At 32.5% G+C, this 357-nt stretch carries 1 pseudogene; it reads right to left on the reverse strand.

Annotated elements, in window-relative coordinates:
* Nucleotides 1–213 (reverse strand): annotated as a pseudogene (locus NWP09_RS13560) (protein rep); the annotation flags it as partial.
* Between the last annotated feature and the right edge of the window lie 144 nt (nt 214–357).

Here is a 357-nt window from a genome sequence, read left to right on the forward strand (position 1 = left end):
TCTTTCGCCTGTTTCACGATTTTGTTTATACTCTAATATTTCAGCACAATCTTTTACTCTTTCAGCCTTTTTAAATTCAAGAATATGCAGAAGTTCAAAGTAATCAACATTAGCGATTTTCTTTTCTCTCCATGGTCTCACTTTTCCACTTTTTGTCTTGTCCACTAAAACCCTTGATTTTTCATCTGAATAAATGCTACTATTAGGACACATAATATTAAAAGAAACCCCCATCTATTTAGTTATTTGTTTGGTCACTTATAACTTTAACAGATGGGGTTTTTCTGTGCAACCAATTTTAAGGGTTTTCAATACTTTAAAACACATACATACCAACACTTCAACGCACCTTTCAGC

Origin of the sequence: Agrococcus sp. HG114, from assembly GCF_024723325.1 — a bacterium.
Lineage (GTDB): Bacteria > Actinomycetota > Actinomycetes > Actinomycetales > Microbacteriaceae > Agrococcus.